Raw genomic sequence first — 16,650 nt, 5'->3', positions numbered from 1 at the left:
AGGCGAGCTTCGGAAGGGAAGTTCTCGTGCATGACGTAGTGATCGTGGGGGCCGGCCCGGTTGGTCTGTTCCTTGCCTGCGAGCTTGGTCTCGCGGGCTGCTCTGTCCTGGTGCTCGAGCGGGAGCCGGAGCCCCGCTCCCCGTGGAAGGCGGACCCGCTCGGGATGCGGGGCCTGTCCGCCACGTCGGTCGAGGCGTTCCACCGCCGCGGGATGCTGCACTCGCTGCTGAAGGCGTCGGGCGTCGACGATCATCCCGGCGGGGACGAGGTGGCATCCCCTCGTAGTGTGGGCCACTTCGCCGGCATGATGCTCGATCCGGCCAACGTCGACCTCGCCGCCCTGCCCTTCCGGCTTCCCAGTCCGGCGACGGAGGGCGTGATGACCGACCTCGAAGCGGTCGAGACGGTGCTGTCCGAGCGGGCGTCCATGCTCGGCGTGGAGGTCAGGCGCGGCGTCACGGTCTCGGCCATCGCGCAGGGCGACGAGCTCGTGGTCGCGCGAGCCGGCGAGCACGAGTACGCGGCGCGCTGGCTCGTCGGCTGCGACGGCGGACGCAGCACGGTGCGCGGGCTCGCAGGCTTCGACTTCGTCGGCACCGAGCCGCAGTTCACCGGCTACGTCGTGCTCGCCACCGTCACCGATCCCGAGAAGCTGCGCCCCGGGTTCAACCTGACGCCGGCGGGCATGTACCTCCGGACGCCCGCGAAGGGGTACGTCGGCATGCTGGAGTTCGACGGCGGCGCGTTCGATCGCTCGCAGCGGCCGGCTCGCGACCATCTCCAGGCGGTCCTGCGCCGCGTGTCCGGCACCGACGTGACGCTGAGCGACGTCCATCTCGCCTCGAGCTTCACCGATCGGGCGATGCAGACGACGACCTACCGGCAGGGACGTGTCCTGCTCGCCGGCGACGCCGCTCACATCCACTCTCCTCTCGGAGCGCAGGGACTCAACCTCGGCATCGGTGACGCCATGAACCTGGGATGGAAGCTCGCGGCGACCGTGCATGGGCACGCGCCGGACGGGCTGCTCGACACCTACACCCGCGAGCGCCACCCCGTCGGCGCCTGGGCGCTGGACTGGACGCGCGCCCAGACGGCGGTCATGCGGCCGGACGCGCATGCCCAGGCCATCCAAGGAGTGGTCCGCGACCTGATCGGGACCCGTGACGGAACGACCTACGTGTTCGAGAAGGTATCGGGGTCGTCGATCCGCTACGACCTTGGCAGCGAGCAGCCGCTGGTCGGCCGCAACGCCCCGGACCTTCGTCTTCAGGACGGCACCCGCCTCGGCGATCTGATGCGGGAGGGACGAGGCGTCGCGCTCGATTTCAGCCTCGACCGACGCCTGCGCGGTTCAGCGATGGGCTGGGAGGGCCGGATCCGGTATGCGGCCGGGCCGGCGATAGACGACCTCGGATCGGGTGCCGTGCTCGTCCGACCCGACGGCGTGGTCGCCTGGGCAGGCGATCGAGACCCTGATCGTGAAGCGTTCGAGCGGGCCGCCGGCCGTTGGTTCGGTAGCCCGGCGATCTGAGCTCCGCGTCCTTGTCGCTGCCGTGGACGCTACAAGGGCGCGCAAGTGAATCACGATGCTGCCGTTCCCGCATCCATGGCGCAGCCGGTACCGGCTTTCCACGCCCCGCCCGAGATGGGATCGCGAGCCGCCTGAACGGCGAGGCCGGCAATCCCCCTTTCCTCTCCTCAACCGATTTCAAGGAGCACACATGACGATCACCCTCCGACCGGGAAGCACCGTGATGTTCACCGGCGATTCGATCATCGACTGCCAGCGGTCGGAGAGCGAACACGGCCTCGGGTTCTGCTACCCGCTGCGCGTCGCGGGCGAGTGGGGCCTCCGGCACCCGGACCGGCCCGTGACCTGGCTGAACACCGGGATCGCGGGCGACAAGGTGATGGACCTCGGACCCCGCTGGCAGGCGGACGTGCTCGACGCGCGCCCGGACGTGGTGTCGATCCTCGTCGGCGGCAATGACATGGGCTGGCACAGCTACGACCCGGACGGCTACGTGATCCCCGCGGAGGACTTCGCGGCAGGTTACGACGGCCTGCTCGCGCCCCTCGCCGAGGCGGGCACGGAGCTGATCCTCATCGAGCCGTTCCTCCTGCCGATCCGCGGCCTTGTCCAGGTCGGCGACGTGCACATCGGCGAAGCGGAGCGGAAGGAGTGGCGCGCCGACCTGGACCCGAAGATCCAGGTCGTGCGCGAGCTCGCCCGCAAGTACGGCGCGCACCTGCTCGCCGCCGACGGCATGTTCGCCGAACTCGCCGCGACGACCGGGCCGGAGTACTGGGCCGAGGACGGTGTGCACCCGACGCCGGCCGGTCACGCCGCACTCGCGGCGGCCTGGCTGAGCCTGGTCGCGTGACCGGGCCTCGCGATCGCCTTCAGGCCCGATCCGAGGTCGATGCAGGATCGCCGGCAGCACGGCCTGCGTCGGGCCGACCTCGTTACCGGAAGATGTGGATGTTCTCGCGGACCCAGTCGTGGAGGGTCAGCGGCGGCGTGCCGGTGAGCCTTTCGACGGTGTCGAAGATCTTCCGGTCCCAGGCGGTCGACTGGCGCTTGAGCTCCAGCAGCGCCTCCAGACGAGGTCCCGACCAGCCGAGGCGGTCGAATTCCGCCTGGGTCTCGGCTGGAGTGCGTTCGATGAGCTTGATCGGCTGGCCGAGGATCCGGCCGACGATGTCGGCCTGGTCCCGGGGCGAGAGGGCCTGACCGCCGGTGAGGGTGTAGGCCTGGCCGTCGTGGCCGGGCGTGGTGAGGACGTGCGCGGCGACGGCGGCGATGTCGCGGGGATGGATCATCGCGGAGACGGGGTCGCCTTCGGTGACGTACATGGTGTGCTCGGCGGCGATGGCCGGGGCGTAGCCGTACAGGTAGGTCATGAAGGTGCCGGGGCGCAGCATCGTCCACGGCAGGCCGGAATCCATGATGACCTGTTCGCCGAGCCGGTGGCCGGTGCTGATGGGGTCGGTGGCGTCGAAGGTGACGCCGCTGGTGGACAGCTTGACCAGATGGGAGACGCCGGCCCGGACCGCCGCGGCGGCCAGGTTCCGTTCCTGGACGGGGCCGTCGGGGCCGTAGCCGGGCGGCAGGACGAAGACCTGCTCGACGCCGTCGAGGGCGGCGTCGAGGCTGTCGGGCCGGTCGAAGTCGCCGGTGGCGACCTCGACGCCGGCGGGGAAGGCGGCCTTGGCGGGGTCGCGGGTCATGGCCCGGACGGGGATGTTCCGGTCGGCGAGCAGGGCGAGGAGCTCGGAGCCGACGGTGCCGGTGGCACCGGTGACGAGGATCATGTGAGGGTCCTTTCTCGGGGTTCAGGAACGGGAGAGCTTGACGTCAGGGAGGAACAGAGACAGGGCCAGCCCGATCAGCGCGATCGGGATGATCGCGAGGAAGACCAGGTGCAGCGCGTCGGCGTAGGCGGCCGGGCCAGGCTGGGCCGGAAGCCTGCTGGTCACGAGGGCGGCGAAGAAGGAGGTGCCCAGCGCGGTGCCCATCTGCCGGGCCGTGGTGGCGGTGCCCTGGACGGCGCCGATGTCGTCACGGCCGGCGGCATTGCGGGCGGCCAGGCTCAGGGCTTGGGAGTTGAGTCCGCCGGCGATGCCGAACAGCAGCAGGAACACGGTCGCGAGCACCGGGCCGGCGTCGATGGCCGCGCACAGCAGGCCGGTCAGCGCGAACAGGGCCATGCTCGCGATGGGATGGCGGTGGTAGGAGCCGGCGCGGGCGATCAGCTTGGTGGAGACGTAGGAGGTGAGCACGACGCCGAGCATCATCACGGTGAGCAGGTAGCCGGAGGTCTGGATGCTGAGGGACAGGACGGCCTGCAGCCAGAGCACCAGGTAGTTGACGATGCCCAGGCCGAGGAACCCGGCGATGAAGCCGACCGCCACGACGATGGAGAACGTGCGGTCGCGGAACAGGCGCAAAGGGATGACCGGGTCTGCTGCGCGGCGCTGGACGAGCACGAACAGCACCGGCAACAGCACGCAGGCGGCGGCCAGGCCGAGGGTGACCGGGGAGGTCCAGGCGTAAGCGGTGCCGGCCCAGGTGGTGAGCAGGTTCACCGCGACGATCGCGGCGGCCAGGAGGATGACGCCGAGGTAGTCGATTCGGGCCTGTTCGCGCTGGGCGGGCAGGTGCAGCCGGATCGAGATGACGGCCACGACGAGTGCGCCAAGGGGCAGGTTGACCAGGAAGATCGAGCGCCAGCCGGCCGTGCCGGTGAGCAGGCCGCCGATGGTCGGGCCGGTCAGGGACGCGGCGCCGAAGGTCAGCGAGAACCAGCCGTAGTAGCGGGCGCCCTGCTGAGGAGTGAACATCTCGCCGAGGATGGACAGGACCGAGATGAACAGGCCGCCGCTGCCGATGCCCTGGATGACGCGGAAAGCGATCAGTTGCGTCATGGTCTGGGCCAGGCCGCAAGCAGCCGAGCCGGCCAAGAAGACCAGGATCGAGATGAGGAAGACGCGCTTGCGGCCGAACAGGTCACCGAGCTTGCCGTAGACGGGAACGGCGGCGCTGCCGGCGATGAGGTACCCGGTGGTGACCCAGGCGAACTGGTCCAAGCCGCCAAGGTCGGCGACGATGCGGGGCAGCGCGGTGGCGACGATCTGCGAGTCGAGCAGGGACAGGAAGACCGCTGCCATCAAGAGGACCACGACTGTGGTCGTACCGGCCGTCGCGGTCACGGCAGGTGCGGAAGAACGGGAAGTCACGAAGATCCTTGCGATCAGGGAAGCAAGCCCCAGCGGAGCCTGCGAACGAACGGAAGAAGAACATCGGCCCTGAATGGGCGATGGAGATGGGATTGGTCAGGTGTGAACCCGACGCGAACCGGCCTACTCGGCCCTCTCAACCCTGATCCACCCGGTCACGGGATTATCGATCAAGGTTCTTCATGGTGTTCGTTTGTTCTCGAGGCTCCCGATGGATCGCTAGGACGCAGACAGTCCGGGAGATGATCAACCGGACGTCGGTGACGCTAACACTCCATCCCAGGGCAGTGCAACTCCGGCTCGACCAGTGAATGTCCGCCCGCCGCTCGGCCCAGACGTGACCCCTCATCACAGCGGGCCCGGCACGTATCCAACAAGCGAGTGATTCCGGGAGAAGATCACCAACACGCCTCATGGGACGGCCGACACCCTCGAATCCTTCCCATAACTCGTTCTCACTCAAGTCCTCCAGCCATGTGGTTCTGAGAAATGTTTGTGAAAGGATTCGGGCTTGGCCGACGCCTCAGCCGCGCGAAGGCGCTGTATTCGCCGCCGACGTCACCCGTGAGGCTGATCGCTTCTCCCCCACCCAGGAGCTCCAGTCCCGACTGGACGCCCTGAAGCGCGAATCGACCGCGACAAGATCTCCAGCGAGAAGATCTCCACCCGCCCCACGTCCGGCCCGAGTTCGAGATCCGGCCCCGGCCGAGGGGCTGACCGATGAGGTGGCGGCGATCACCCCGGCCGAGTCCCTGGACGGCTTCTCTGCGGTCGTCGGTTCCGGCGGCCGCTCCATGCCGCTGGGCCGGGCACCGGTTCCGGCGTGCTCCACGCGCCGACGCCCGACAGCGATACGCACTCTGAGAGTCGCCCCAACGACGGTCGGTGAGGCGGCCGGAGCCGGCTCAGTCGATGATCGCGGTGACCTCGGCCTCGACGAGGATGCCGGGTTCGAAGAGGATGTCGACCCCGATCAGCGCGGCCGGCGGCGTGGCGAGGTCGAACTCGCGCGCCGCCTGCTCGACGCCCGCGTTGAAAGCGTCGTACATCTCCCTCTTCCAACCCGCGGCATACCACGTGAAGCGGACGACGTCGTGAAACGTCGCCCCTGCCGCATCGAGCGCCCTGGCCACGTTGCGGTAGACCTGGGCGACCTGCCCGGCAAGGTCGCCAGGCGCCACCAGCTCTTGAGCGGCCGGTCTCCCGTCCCGCTGGTGACGCGTGCTCGCTCCTCATCACCAGGGCCGGCCATCATGGCCGACCGGGAGGCCCCACCCGGGGGCGTGGTCAGACTATGCGGGTGCAGAGGGTGCGGCCTCGGACCTCCCAGTGGACCCTTCTGCCGCCCGGAGGGCAGGCGCCACTGGTGAACGCGGTGATACGGAGGACGAAGTCGTACTCCCCTGGAGCGGAGCCGGCCCCGCACGGCCACGACGTCATCAGATCCGCGTTGCTGATGGCGACCGAGTTCTCGTTCTCACCCTTTGTGGCCAGGAAACAGTCACCCGTGCGGAACTGCCGCTGCACGCAGAGGGCGATCTCGTTCGCGTCCTCGCCGTAGGTCCACCACAGTTCTCCGTCCAGATCCGCGCCGTGCCTGTTGCACTCGGAGGAGTCGTCGACCACCTTGAGCACCTTCAGGTGGGCGTCGGAGCGGCCGCAGCCGACCGCGCGCGGCTTGCTCCTGCTCCACTCGCCGGACGGACGCTCGTAGGCGTCGAGGCAGTCGCCCGCCGAGATCTTCTCGAACGCCTTGCGGGTGGGATCGGATGTGGGGGTGGGGGTGGCACTGTCGGTGGCGCTCGCGGTCTCGGACGGCTGAGGCGCGGGCGTCGGGGAAGTCGGGGTCCGCTTGGGAGTGGCGATGGCCTTGGGGGTGACCGGTGCGTTTCCGTCGTGCCCGATGGCCCAGGCGGCGAATGCGACCAGCAGGACGCCCACGACCGCGGCCACCGGGAGCTTCATTCGTCCGAGCGGCGGAAACCGCCGGCCGTCCCCCGGCGCGTCCTGCGGCGGGGGCGCCAGCACCGCGGTCTCCGCCACCCGCGTGGCGATCATCGTGCTGACGGGCTCCGGCAGCGGAGCGTCCCCGTCCTCGGCGAGCACGGAGCAATGTTCGAGGAACGCCTCGAGGCCGGGCCGGTCTTCCGGATCCTTCTCCAGGCCGGACGCGATCAGCGGGAGCAGCGGCGCCGGCACGCCGGTCAAGTCGGGTTCCTCGTTGACGACGCGGTAGCCGAGGGCCTCGATCGGGCCGTCGCCGAAGGGCCGCCGGCCGGTGGCGGCGAAGGCCAGCACGGCAGCCAGGCAGAACACGTCACTGGCCGGCCCGACCTCGCGGCCCCGAAGCTGCTCGGGCGACATGAACCCGGGCGTGCCGACCACGCTGGTGCGGGTGGTCTGCGAGGTGACGTCGAGCGCGCGTGCGATGCCGAAGTCGATGATGCGGGGTCCGTCCTGGGCGAGCAGCACGTTGCCGGGCTTGAGGTCCCGGTGGACGACGCCCCGCTCGTGGATCGCCATCAGCCCTTCGGCCAGGCCCGCGCCGAGCCCCGCGATCGCCACCACGGAGAACGCGCCGTGCTCGCCGACGGCCTCCTGCAGCGACGGCCCCGCGATGTACTCGGTCACGAGCCAGGGCGGATCGGCGTCGGCGCGGGCGTCCACCACCTGCACGGTGTGGATGCCCCCCACCCGCCGCACCGCGGCGACCTCCGCCTCGAACCGCCGCCGGAACTGCGCGTCCTCCGCCAGGTGCGGGTGGATCACCTTGACCGCGACCGGCCGGCCGCCCTTCGAGCGGCCCAGGTAGACACGACCCATCCCGCCCGCCCCCAGCCGCGCCAGCAGCCGGTACCCACCGACCTTCTTCGGGTCGCTCGCCTCAAGCGGCTTCAGTTTCTCGCTGGACACCCGCACGTCCTCCCACACCCACTGGTGATGTAGAACGCACCCTTCCACACAGGACGACGGGCCGGGGACGCCCCGCTCAGGCCGGCTCGTAAGTGCCGTCGCGGTGTTCCTGGCCGCCGTCGTGGAGGGCCGGGAAGGGCGCGGGCTGCGCCCTTCCCGGCCGATTGCGCCTCGCTCGGCACAATCAGGCGGTCTGCGGGGCGGGCGCCGCCGGAGCGGCCGCGACCTTGCGGGTCTCGCGCATCATCAGCAGGCCGTTGACCACCATCAGCGTCGCGGTCAGGCAGTGGACGCCGAGCGCGGTGGCCACGGAGCCGTGGTGGGCCAGCACGGTGATCATGTCGCCATACGCGGCGAGGGCCTCCACCAGCAGCACCCAGCCCAGCGCCCGGCGGTGGCCCGTCACCAGCAGGATGCCCAGGACCAGGCCCATGATGACGTCACGGATTCCCTTGACGATCAGGAAGCCGCCGCCGTCGCCCGACGGCGGGCTCGGCAGGCCGAAGCTCTGCGCCGTCGTCTCCGGGCTCAGGATGTACTCCGTCCCGAACCAGAGGATGAAGAGGATGAAGGCGGCGGCCAGGACGGTGTTGATCTTCTTCAGCGACATTGTTCTTCTCCTTACGAGTCTTCGTGAGCTTGGTGAGCCCCATGGCCCAGCCTGTGGGCCGGAATCTGCACTGTTGGGTTGGCTGTCAGGCGACGGGTTGCGGTGACCGGGTTCGGGAACCGCTGAGCAGGAGGCCACCGGCAAGGATGACCGTCGCGGCAGTGGCACCGTGCACGCCGAAGGCGGTTGCGGGTTCTCCGCCGGAGAGCAGCACGATGAACATGTCCCCGATCGGGGTGAGCGCCGTGGCCAGCATGACCCACCCCAGGACGCGGCGGTTGCCCGTCACCAGGACCGTGAGAATCACCAGGCCGGACGTCAGGTCCCGCGCCCCCTTGACGGGCAGGAATCCCGCACCCTCGCCATGTGGCCAGCTCGGCAGGCCGAAGTTGGGCGCCATCGATTGGGGGGCCAGCAGGTAACACACCCCGACGTAGCCGATGAACAGGGCGCCGACGAAAGCGAGAAAAATACCGATCCTGGTATGAGATAGCAGTTTTGCGGACATCAAGGATCTCCCTCAATGCTGGTGCGGGTCAGGACGGCTGGCGGTCACGTGTCCAGGCAGGGCTGTCGAGGAAGTGGTTGTCGTACACGTCCTGGGCGGCCAGCAGTTCCTCGAGGGTGGCCTCACCCCTGCGCAGGCGGTCGAGCAGGCGGAAGTACTCGAAGCGCTGGATGCCGGGGGCGACGACGATGAGGAGGTCGGCGGTGTGGCCGGGGGCGGCGGCGAAGGCGTGGGGCATCAGCGGGGGCACGGCCGCCACGTCGCCCGCCTCCAATGTCACGATCTCCTCGCCCGCCAGGACGCGGGCCTTGCCCTCCAAGATGTAGAACAGCTCGGTAGAGGTGGCGTGGTGGTGGGGCACGGCGCCGTCCGCGCCTTCGGCGAGCGTCATCCTGATGGTGCTCAGCGCGCCGCCGGTGTCGCTGGAGTCGACCAGCAGTCGTCCGGTGGCTGTGGGCGAGATGATGGTCTCGGCGTCGATCTCGCGGACGATGGCCGTTTCTACGATCATCGACATGTCAGGCTCCCTTCGAGCGCGGAGGACACGAGCCGTTCTACGTAGGCTCGGTCGACCGGCGCCCCTGTGATCAGCACTCGGTAGTAGAGGGCGCCGGCCAGCTGGTCGAAGAGCGCTTCGGCGTCCACGTCGGCGCGCAGCTCGCCGCGCACGCGTGCCCGCTCGATCAGGGCGAGCGCGAGGGCGTTGCGCTCGGCGTACTGCTCACGGGCCAGCTTGCCGATGTCCTCGTGCCTGGCTGCGGCCGCCACGAGCTCGCCCGCGACCCCCGCGGAGGGGCCTTCGCGGCCGCCTGCCGCGCGCATGCGGTTGAGCGCGGTGGCGACCTTGTCCAGATTGTCGACGAGGTCGGTTCGGATGCCGCCGGTCTCGGTGATCTCGTGGTCGGCCTGCAGCCGTGCCACCACCGCGACGGCCAGGTGATCCTTGGTCGGCCAGCGGCGGTACAGCGTGGTCTTGGCCACGCCCGCCTGCTCGGCCACCTCATCGATGGAAAGGCCTGCGTAGCCGTGCTCGAAGATCAAGGCGGCGGCGATTCGCAGCACACGCTCGTCCACCTGCGTGTCACGCGGGCGTCCGCGGGGTGTCATCATGCCTCCAATTTCGGTACCGGAGTAGCGAAATAGAAGCTACAGGCACCTCACGCATTACGCAACACAGGTTTCGTATTCGGATGCGTGCCCGTTCGCGCCTGCGTGCCCGCGGGATCGGGCACACCGATTCCGAGCAGGCCGACCAGGTGACGGGGCTTGAGCAGCAACCGAACGGGGTCCCGGCAGCAACGGAGCAGAATCCAACGAACCCGCCTCTGACCTGGTGTTATTTGAGTTGAGGGAACGCCTGTCGATCTTTGCAACTACGGTTCGTACGGTTTCGGTGCGGTTGTGGAGGTTGGTGGGCGTTGGCGGTTCAGTTCTTTTCCGACGAGCAGATGGAGCGGCTTCGGTCGTATCCGGACATCGGCAGGGAGGAGTTGGTCAGGTTCTTCACGTTGACGCGGAAGGATCTGGGGTTCATCGACAACTTAAGCCGGGGCGGGGGCCGGGGTTCGGCGGCGCGCTTGGGGTTGGCGGTGCAGCTGTGCACGTTGCCGTGGCTGGGGTTCGCGTACCGGACGACATCCGGTCGGTGCCGCAGGCGGCGGTCCAGCGGCTGGCGAACCAGCTGGCGGTGTTTCCGGGAGCCCTGGAGCAGTACGGACTGCGGGCGCAAACCCGTAGCGATCATTTGAAGCTGGTGCTGAAGTACCTGGGCTGGAAACCGGTTCCGACCAGGGGCGAGACGCTCAAGGAGCTGGCAGTTCCTGCTTGACCGGGCGATGGAGCATGACACGCCGTCGCTGCTGTTCCATCAGGCGGCCGAGCATCTGATCAGCTCGAAGGTGGTGAGGCCCGGTGTGGTCGTGTTGATGAAGATGGTCGGGTCGGCGCGTAAGGCGGCGGGTGCGTTGACGTCGGAGAAAGTCGATCATCTGTTGCCCGGGCCGATGCGGGCGGATTTAGACCGGCTGCTGGTGCACGATCCGGAGATCGGAACGACCCGGCTGGCGTGGCTGACGACGCCCGCGGTGGAGGCGACACCGACGTCGATCAAGTTAGCGATCGACAAGCTGATGTACCTGCGCGCCATGGACGCGCATCTGCTGGATCTGTCGATGCTGCCGCGGGAGCGGCGCCGGTTCCTGGCGCAGCGACGCCTGCTCGCGGTCACCTTCGCCACCGCAACCGACGCCGTCGCCCGCCGCAACCGAGCAGGGGTGAGCGATGAGCCCGCACTCGGCCGCTGAGCCCGACCCGGCGCGGCCCGGTTCCGACACCGGCGACGCGCCGCCGCCACCGGCACGCTCACCGTCGGCGTGCGCACCCCGGGCAAGCCGCTGAGCGCCACGACCGTGGCCAAACAGCGCAACATCCTGTCCTCGTGCCCGGCACCGCAAGGTGCTCACGCACAACCCGGCGCTCGACGTCCGCCCGCCCGCGGTCTCCCGCGACGGCACCACCGAGGCACTGACCGTCGAGGAGCAGTACCAGCTGCGCGCAGGCATCGTCCAGCGGCGGCCGCGGCAGTCGCCCTGCTCGCGAGCATCGGCACCCGGATCGGCGCGCTGCCCGCGCTGACCGTCGGCCACATCCGCACCGCACGCGAGGCCGACGGCACCCGGCACACCACCCTCCGGTTCCGCAACAAGGGCGGCAAGACCGAATCGCTGCCCGTGCCGAAACTCGCCGCCGAGCTGCTCCAGCCGCTGCGGGCCGGGCGGCCGGCGAGCGCACTGCTATTCCGCCGGGAGGACGGCCGGCCCGTCGACCGGTGGTGGGTCAGCGCGGCGATCACCCAGGCGGCGATCGCCGGCGGCGTCCCGAAGAAGCGGGCGCGTGCCCTGCACCCGCACATGCTGCGCGCCACCGTGCTCACCCAACTGCTGGAGCAAGGCGTTCCGGCCGACCGGGTCAAAGACATCGCCCTGCACGCCTCGGTGGACACCACGCTGCGCTACGACCGGCGCCGCACCGCGCTCACCGGACACCCGCTGTACGACCTCGAGAACAAGTACGAGGAGCGAGGTGAGCTCGTCGCCAGTCAATCTGATGACGCGCCGTAGAGGGGGTGTCACCGGAATACGGCTGACATGGGCTGCCGAGCCGCAGGGACCTCTCGGACACAGGTTTTCGGACGGCGTTCGCGCAGGTGAACTCGTCGTCCGAGAACGCGTACGTTTCTGGGCGGCGAGCGGCTGGCCTCGCAACGCCGCAGGTCAGAGACTCGGCGACCCGTTTCTGCCGTATTCGTGTGGCACCCCTACGAGCGGTCATCGCGCTTTGCGCTGCGCAGGCTGAGCACCGCGGAGTTCCTCGCCGAGATCGACCTGGACCCGGAGGAGGCGTTCGACGACTACCGGGCGATCGCCGCCGGCGGGGGCGAGTGGGAGAGGGGGGCCGTGGAGCTCCCCGGACATCCCGCCCCTGAAGGTCCCGGTTCGTACGCTGCTGGCCGAGGTCGATGCGCTGCTCTCTCCGAGCGCCGTGCCCCTGGCCGCGCCGGGCGGCGCGCAGGACGCCGAGCGCCTGGCCGATCTCCTGCAGCAGCTGTGCGCCACCTACCCAACCGGCGATGGGGCGGTGGTCGCGTCTGTGGAGATCCAGCACCAGACCGGGGCACGCTACCGGGTCGAGGTGCAGGCCGGGCACCTGGAGCGGCTGGCCAGCCTGATCAAGGACCAGTTGACGACCAAGCGCCCCGAGTAGGACCTTGAGCGGACGTGCCGCTACCCCGCCTGGACCTCCTACAGCTACGGCGAGCCGCCACCCCGGCTTGAGGCCACTTGGGCGATATGCGAAGAGTTAGCCACGGGCGCGTAGCCGATGTTCAGCGCCTGGGCCGGGCAGGCGCACTCGCCGAGCTGTGCGCCGCCAACCTCGACCCTCAGTCGGATGAGCTGCAAGAGTGTGGGCGACGCACGGCCACTTGACACAGGCTGAGTTCATCGAGCAGGTGACCGGCAAGGCGCAGCGGTGGGCGGCCGACGCCCGCGTCAGCGAGGCCGACCAGCAGGCCAAGCGCTGAGCGCGTGGTTCTACATAGTGCGGTTATTCAACTCCCTTGATATGCCGCTTCTGCCTTCGGGGGTGCAGGTGGCAATCGCGGAAATCCAACGAACCCTTCTCTAACCTGGCTCTTCACACAAGGCACGGTCAGCACGCCCCCCGCCCCGGCTTGCTGTGGAGACGGTGCAGGTCAGAGATAGGCTCGTTGGATTTTCGGCCGAAAATACCGGGACCCCGCATGTGGTGGTACTGCACAGGGCGGGCGACTGCGGCTTGGGGGTGCATGGCCGGCACTTCTCCCAGGGCCCACCGGTCAAGTCCAGCGGCCAGGGCGTCGCGCACGAGGCTGTGCTGCAGGTGGGCGCCGTCGGCGCGCAGGCAGGCGCCGGCCCAATCGTCCTGGTGTGGGACAACCTCAACACCCACCTGACCGCCGGGATGCGCCGCTACATCGCCGAACGGGACTGGCTCACCGTCTACCAGCTCCCGACCTACGCCCCTGACCTCAACCCCGTGGAAAGCATCTGGTCGATACTGCGCCGCACCACCATGGCCAACCGCGCCTTCACCGATCCCAACGACCTGATCACCACCGTCCGCCAAGGCCTACGCCGACTCCAATACCGCCACGACGTCCTCGACGGCTGCCTCCTCGGCACCGGACTCGTCCCCGCCCCACCCTGACGACACCACGCTTTTAATCTCGAATAGGGGTCCGGCCCGCCACCGCCGCCCAGATCGAGGCGATACTCGCCGAGTCCGGCGCGGCGGGCCCCGGTGACCTGGCCGCCGCGCACTGAACCCTGGCTATGCCGAGCTCAGTTCTGGCCGGCCTGTACCTGGTCGTCGTGATCGGTGGATTCGGAGACCTTGCGCCAGGCGTGCAGCTCGGCGATCTGGGTGTCGAGCTTCGCCTGAGTGAAACCGTAGGCGTCGGAGCCGAGGACCAGGCGCAGCGGCGGCTCGGTGACCTCGGTGACGTCGACGATCGCCCTGGCGCCCTTGACCGGGTCACCCAGCTGCGCGTGATTCACCCCCTGCGCGTGGGTGCGGGTGGCGCCGGCGGTGGCGGCGTAGTCATCGATGATCGTGGTCTCGGTGCTCAGGCTGGAGACGTCGAGGAAGTCGGTCCGGAAGTAGCCGGGCTCGATGAGGGTGACCTTGACGCCGAGCGGGGCGAGCTCATGGGACATGGCCTCGCTGAAGCCCTCCATGGCGAACTTGGTCGCGTTGTAGAGGCCCCAGCCAGGCAACCCGACAACGCCGGCCACGGAACTGATGTTGACGATGTGCCCGGAGCGCTGCTCGCGCAGGTACGGCAGGACGGCGCGCTGGATGTTCAGGGCGCCGAAGACGTTCACGTCGAAGGCGGCACGCACCGCCTGGTCCGAGGCCTCTTCGACGGCGCCGAGCAGACCCCGACCCGCATTGTTGACGACGACGTCGATCCGGCCGAACCGCGCGACGGCGGCGTCCACCACCCGCTTCGCCTGGGCTTCGTCGGTCACGTCCAGGTCCAGGGTGAGCAGCCGGTCACCCGCGTCGGGCAGCAGGTCGCGGATGCCGTCCGAGCGGCGCGCGGTGGCGACGACCTTGTGGCCGCGGTTCAGCGCCTCGCGGGCGATCTCCAGGCCGAAACCGCGGGAGGAACCGGTAACGAACCAAACACTCATGATCTTGCTTCTCTCTGTACGACGGCCGGGAACCGTTCCGGCCTGCTCTGAGAGCTTCGCCGAGCCGCCACGACGCAGCCATCAGCACGCCGTGCCTAGGCCTGGCGAGACCAGGCACGCCGACCACAGTCCCGGTACCCGGGGTAAAGGGCCCGATCTTGACCGGGACCAGGTCCTGCTCGGCACCGACCAGCGTCCAGTGCTCAACCAGGTCCCCAGGGTTCAACGAGGATCGGTTCACGGCCGCAGATCATTTCGGCGTCACAATCCCGGCAACAGCCCAAAAAGGGGTGCCACCGGAATACGGCTGACATGGGCTGCCGAGCCGCAGGGACCTCTCGGACACAGGTTTTCGGACGGCGTTCGCGCAGGTGAACTCGTCGTCCGAGAACGCGTACGTTTCTGGGCGGCGAGCGGCTGGCCTCGCAACGCCGCAGGTCAGAGACTCGGCGACCCGTTTCTGCCGTATTCGTGTGGCACCCCTAGAGGGCCCTCCACTCGGGTTCGTGCCTTGATCGCCGGGGCCTTGTGCGTGCCGTAGTTGTCGGGGCATGACGAGCATCCGAACGAAAAATCCCGTTAGCAGAGGAGAGTTGAGTGGCTTACCGTGACTTTTCGTTCAGGTGTGTGTCGCCGGGAGATTTGCACAGGTCATAGCTGGAGGCCTGGGGGCACACCCGGTTATGGTCGGTGGTCGTCTGAGCTACCGGAAGGCCCAGTTCTTCCCGCAGGACATGCAGCAGGAGCGTGCGGGGGTCGGTGGTCACCTGGTGGCCGGCGCCGTTGATGGTCAGTTCGATGGCTGTCATGAGCTGAGAGCTTCCAGTACCTGTTCCGGAGTGATGGGGAAGCGGGCGAATCTCCTGCCGACGGGCGTCATAGATCGCGTTGGCGACCGCGGCGGCCGTGGCGCTGATGCCTATCTCGCCGATCCCGCGCACGCCCAGTGGGCTCAGCGGCTCGGGCTCTTCGACGATGAAGGTGACGATGTCGGCCGGGACGTCCAGCGCCGACGGGATCAGGTAGGTCGACAACCTGGTGGTGCGCGGCTCGCCGTCCTCGATGATGGCATCTTCGAGCAGGGCGAGTCCCAGGCCCTGGGCGATCGCGCCCTCCGACTGAGCCTCGACTCCCGCCCGGTCGATGACGCGGCCCGCGTCGAGGTAGTGCTCGACGCGCAGGACATCGACCTCGCCGGTCAGGGTGTCGACTTCCACGAGCACGATCTGCGCGGAGGAGGCGAACGCGGCATGCGGGATACCGGGCGTGATGGGGTCGCTCTGGCGTGGCGCGAACCGCCCTTCGACGCTCAGCGGCCCTCCGTCGGTCCGGCGCAGTTCCCGAGCTGCCTGCAGTACGGCCGAGCCCACGGTGAACATGGTGCGCGAGCCGTACGCACGACTCTCGACGCGGGATCAGAACCCGCAGCTCCAGCTCGACGCCTTGGCGGCCAGCGGCTACGACAAGCTGGTCGTGGAAAAGGAATCGGGCAAGCGCGGTGTCGCGCGACCGGAATGGGAGGCGCTCTTGGCGCTGCCACAGGCGGGCGACACGCTGAAGTTCTGGAAGTCCGACCGCTGGGGCCGCTCGGCGGGGCACGTGCTGACCACCGTCAACGAGCTGCGCGACCGCGGCATTACCGTGGTGTCGCTGACGGAGAACTTCGATCTGGGCACCAAGGAGGGCCGGTTCATGTTCGCGGTTCTGGCCGCGGCCGTGGGGTACGAGCTGGAGCTGCGCGCCGAGCGCCAGGCCGAGGGAATCGCCGCCGCCAAGCGCCGCGAAGCCACCGGTGCCATGCTGCCCGGCAAGAAGAAGACCGGCCGTCCCCGCGTCATCGGTCCCGCCGAGCTGGCCACGCTGCGCCGGCTGGTCGCCGACGGCACCTCGGTCACTGAGGCTGCCCGCACGCTCAAGATCGGTCGCTCTACCGCGTACGAGGCGCTGGCTCAACGCTGAGCTGCGGCCATGCAGTCTGCGGCCCGTTTCTGCCGTATTCCGGTGGCACCCGAAGATCTCTCAGAGTTCACGCGAACTGAAGGTTCATCAGGCCGAACCGAGAGGTCTTCACGCATCATGGATGGTTTCAGCCCTTGGGTTCGGCTGAATGCGCGGGGTCTTGTTCCTCTGCGCGCGTGGT

General features: G+C 68.9%; 18 protein-coding genes and 1 pseudogene. 9 read left to right on the top strand and 10 right to left on the bottom strand.

What is annotated here, in order from left to right; translation table 11 throughout:
• The first annotated feature begins 26 nt into the window (after window positions 1-26).
• Both KIK05_RS09095 and KIK05_RS09090 read left to right on the top strand, forming a co-directional pair.
• A complete protein-coding gene (locus KIK05_RS09095) occupies window positions 27-1,535 on the top strand; it encodes an FAD-dependent monooxygenase (RefSeq protein WP_214410162.1) in 1,509 nt (502 codons plus the stop codon).
• Between the two features lie 190 nt (window positions 1,536-1,725).
• Window positions 1,726-2,388: a GDSL-type esterase/lipase family protein gene (locus KIK05_RS09090; protein ID WP_214410161.1), complete on the top strand. Its 663-nt coding sequence runs from the start codon at window positions 1,726-1,728 to the stop codon at window positions 2,386-2,388.
• 82 nt (window positions 2,389-2,470) lie between these two features.
• Here KIK05_RS09090 and KIK05_RS09085 read toward each other — a convergent pair whose 3' ends face one another.
• The 8 genes from KIK05_RS09085 to KIK05_RS09050 all read right to left on the bottom strand — a co-directional run bounded on the left by KIK05_RS09085 (window position 2,471) and on the right by KIK05_RS09050 (window position 9,885).
• Window positions 2,471-3,319 carry an SDR family oxidoreductase gene (locus tag KIK05_RS09085; protein ID WP_214410160.1) on the bottom strand — a complete coding sequence of 283 codons (849 nt, stop codon included), beginning with the start codon at window positions 3,317-3,319 and terminating at the stop codon, window positions 2,471-2,473.
• Window positions 3,320-3,340: 21 nt separating this feature from the next.
• Window positions 3,341-4,675: an MFS transporter gene (locus tag KIK05_RS09080; RefSeq protein ID WP_214410159.1), complete on the bottom strand. Its 1,335-nt coding sequence runs from the start codon at window positions 4,673-4,675 to the stop codon at window positions 3,341-3,343.
• A 974-nt stretch (window positions 4,676-5,649) separates the two neighbouring features.
• A complete protein-coding gene (locus KIK05_RS09075) occupies window positions 5,650-5,925 on the bottom strand; it encodes a RidA family protein (RefSeq protein WP_308249828.1) in 276 nt (91 codons plus the stop codon).
• Between the two features lie 106 nt (window positions 5,926-6,031).
• The gene (locus KIK05_RS09070; RefSeq protein ID WP_214410158.1) at window positions 6,032-7,657 is read right to left on the bottom strand and encodes a serine/threonine-protein kinase; all 1,626 of its coding nucleotides are present in this window, start codon (window positions 7,655-7,657) and stop codon (window positions 6,032-6,034) included.
• 184 nt (window positions 7,658-7,841) lie between these two features.
• Window positions 7,842-8,267, bottom strand: coding sequence for a DUF4267 domain-containing protein (locus tag KIK05_RS09065; RefSeq protein ID WP_214410157.1), 426 nt, complete (start codon window positions 8,265-8,267; stop codon window positions 7,842-7,844).
• A gap of 85 nt (window positions 8,268-8,352) precedes the next feature.
• Window positions 8,353-8,775 carry a DUF4267 domain-containing protein gene (locus KIK05_RS09060; protein WP_214410156.1) on the bottom strand — a complete coding sequence of 141 codons (423 nt, stop codon included), beginning with the start codon at window positions 8,773-8,775 and terminating at the stop codon, window positions 8,353-8,355.
• A 28-nt stretch (window positions 8,776-8,803) separates the two neighbouring features.
• The gene (locus KIK05_RS09055) at window positions 8,804-9,292 is read right to left on the bottom strand and encodes a cupin domain-containing protein (protein ID WP_214410155.1); all 489 of its coding nucleotides are present in this window, start codon (window positions 9,290-9,292) and stop codon (window positions 8,804-8,806) included.
• On the bottom strand, window positions 9,283-9,885 hold the full coding sequence (locus KIK05_RS09050; protein ID WP_214410154.1) for a TetR/AcrR family transcriptional regulator: 603 nt from the start codon (window positions 9,883-9,885) through the stop codon (window positions 9,283-9,285). Before KIK05_RS09050 ends, KIK05_RS09055 begins: the two co-directional genes overlap by 10 nt.
• Before the next feature lie 338 nt (window positions 9,886-10,223).
• Here KIK05_RS09050 and KIK05_RS48015 point away from each other — a divergent pair.
• The 6 genes and pseudogenes from KIK05_RS48015 to KIK05_RS09025 all read left to right on the top strand — a co-directional run.
• Window positions 10,224-10,346: pseudogene (locus KIK05_RS48015) on the top strand (hypothetical protein); the annotation flags it as partial.
• A 26-nt stretch (window positions 10,347-10,372) separates the two neighbouring features.
• Complete coding sequence (locus KIK05_RS46695; RefSeq protein ID WP_308249827.1) at window positions 10,373-10,603, top strand: DUF4158 domain-containing protein; 231 nt, start codon at window positions 10,373-10,375, stop codon at window positions 10,601-10,603.
• A gap of 7 nt (window positions 10,604-10,610) precedes the next feature.
• Window positions 10,611-11,078, top strand: coding sequence for a DUF4158 domain-containing protein (locus KIK05_RS09040; protein WP_214410152.1), 468 nt, complete (start codon window positions 10,611-10,613; stop codon window positions 11,076-11,078).
• A gap of 69 nt (window positions 11,079-11,147) precedes the next feature.
• The gene (locus tag KIK05_RS09035; protein WP_214410151.1) at window positions 11,148-11,894 is read left to right on the top strand and encodes a tyrosine-type recombinase/integrase; all 747 of its coding nucleotides are present in this window, start codon (window positions 11,148-11,150) and stop codon (window positions 11,892-11,894) included.
• A 421-nt stretch (window positions 11,895-12,315) separates the two neighbouring features.
• A complete protein-coding gene (locus KIK05_RS09030; protein ID WP_214410150.1) occupies window positions 12,316-12,537 on the top strand; it encodes a hypothetical protein in 222 nt (73 codons plus the stop codon).
• Between the two features lie 540 nt (window positions 12,538-13,077).
• A complete protein-coding gene (locus tag KIK05_RS09025) occupies window positions 13,078-13,521 on the top strand; it encodes a transposase (RefSeq protein ID WP_214410149.1) in 444 nt (147 codons plus the stop codon).
• A gap of 134 nt (window positions 13,522-13,655) precedes the next feature.
• On the opposite strand, the gene KIK05_RS09020 is transcribed toward KIK05_RS09025, so the two are convergent.
• Both KIK05_RS09020 and KIK05_RS09015 read right to left on the bottom strand, forming a co-directional pair.
• Window positions 13,656-14,510, bottom strand: a complete 855-nt coding sequence (locus KIK05_RS09020) for an oxidoreductase (protein WP_214410148.1) — start codon at window positions 14,508-14,510, stop codon at window positions 13,656-13,658.
• A 602-nt stretch (window positions 14,511-15,112) separates the two neighbouring features.
• Window positions 15,113-15,880 (bottom strand): molybdopterin cofactor-binding domain-containing protein, encoded by a 768-nt coding sequence (locus tag KIK05_RS09015; protein WP_214410147.1) that lies wholly within the window; start codon window positions 15,878-15,880, stop codon window positions 15,113-15,115.
• A 7-nt stretch (window positions 15,881-15,887) separates the two neighbouring features.
• Here KIK05_RS09015 and KIK05_RS09010 point away from each other — a divergent pair, with 7 nt between their 5' ends.
• Entirely contained in the window at window positions 15,888-16,469 is a 582-nt protein-coding gene (locus tag KIK05_RS09010) for a recombinase family protein (protein ID WP_250562529.1), read from the top strand.
• Window positions 16,470-16,650 lie beyond the last annotated feature (181 nt).

It is taken from the genome of Sphaerisporangium fuscum (assembly GCF_018531465.1).
Lineage (GTDB): Bacteria > Actinomycetota > Actinomycetes > Streptosporangiales > Streptosporangiaceae > Sphaerisporangium > Sphaerisporangium fuscum.
The sequence above is the reverse complement of the archived record's forward strand: the minus strand, read 5'-3'. Positions and strand labels throughout refer to the sequence as shown.

Coding starts and splice junctions, on each gene's coding strand:
- KIK05_RS09090 (WP_214410161.1), top strand. CDS start 1,726: ATGACGATCACCCTCCGACCGGGAAGCACCGTGATGTTCACCGGCGAT.
- KIK05_RS09085 (WP_214410160.1), bottom strand. CDS start 3,319: ATGATCCTCGTCACCGGTGCCACCGGCACCGTCGGCTCCGAGCTCCTC.
- KIK05_RS09080 (WP_214410159.1), bottom strand. CDS start 4,675: ATGGCAGCGGTCTTCCTGTCCCTGCTCGACTCGCAGATCGTCGCCACC.
- KIK05_RS09065 (WP_214410157.1), bottom strand. CDS start 8,267: ATGTCGCTGAAGAAGATCAACACCGTCCTGGCCGCCGCCTTCATCCTC.
- KIK05_RS09060 (WP_214410156.1), bottom strand. CDS start 8,775: ATGTCCGCAAAACTGCTATCTCATACCAGGATCGGTATTTTTCTCGCT.
- KIK05_RS09055 (WP_214410155.1), bottom strand. CDS start 9,292: ATGTCGATGATCGTAGAAACGGCCATCGTCCGCGAGATCGACGCCGAG.
- KIK05_RS09050 (WP_214410154.1), bottom strand. CDS start 9,885: ATGATGACACCCCGCGGACGCCCGCGTGACACGCAGGTGGACGAGCGT.
- KIK05_RS09040 (WP_214410152.1), top strand. CDS start 10,611: ATGGAGCATGACACGCCGTCGCTGCTGTTCCATCAGGCGGCCGAGCAT.
- KIK05_RS09020 (WP_214410148.1), bottom strand. CDS start 14,510: ATGAGTGTTTGGTTCGTTACCGGTTCCTCCCGCGGTTTCGGCCTGGAG.
- KIK05_RS09010 (WP_250562529.1), top strand. CDS start 15,888: ATGGTGCGCGAGCCGTACGCACGACTCTCGACGCGGGATCAGAACCCG.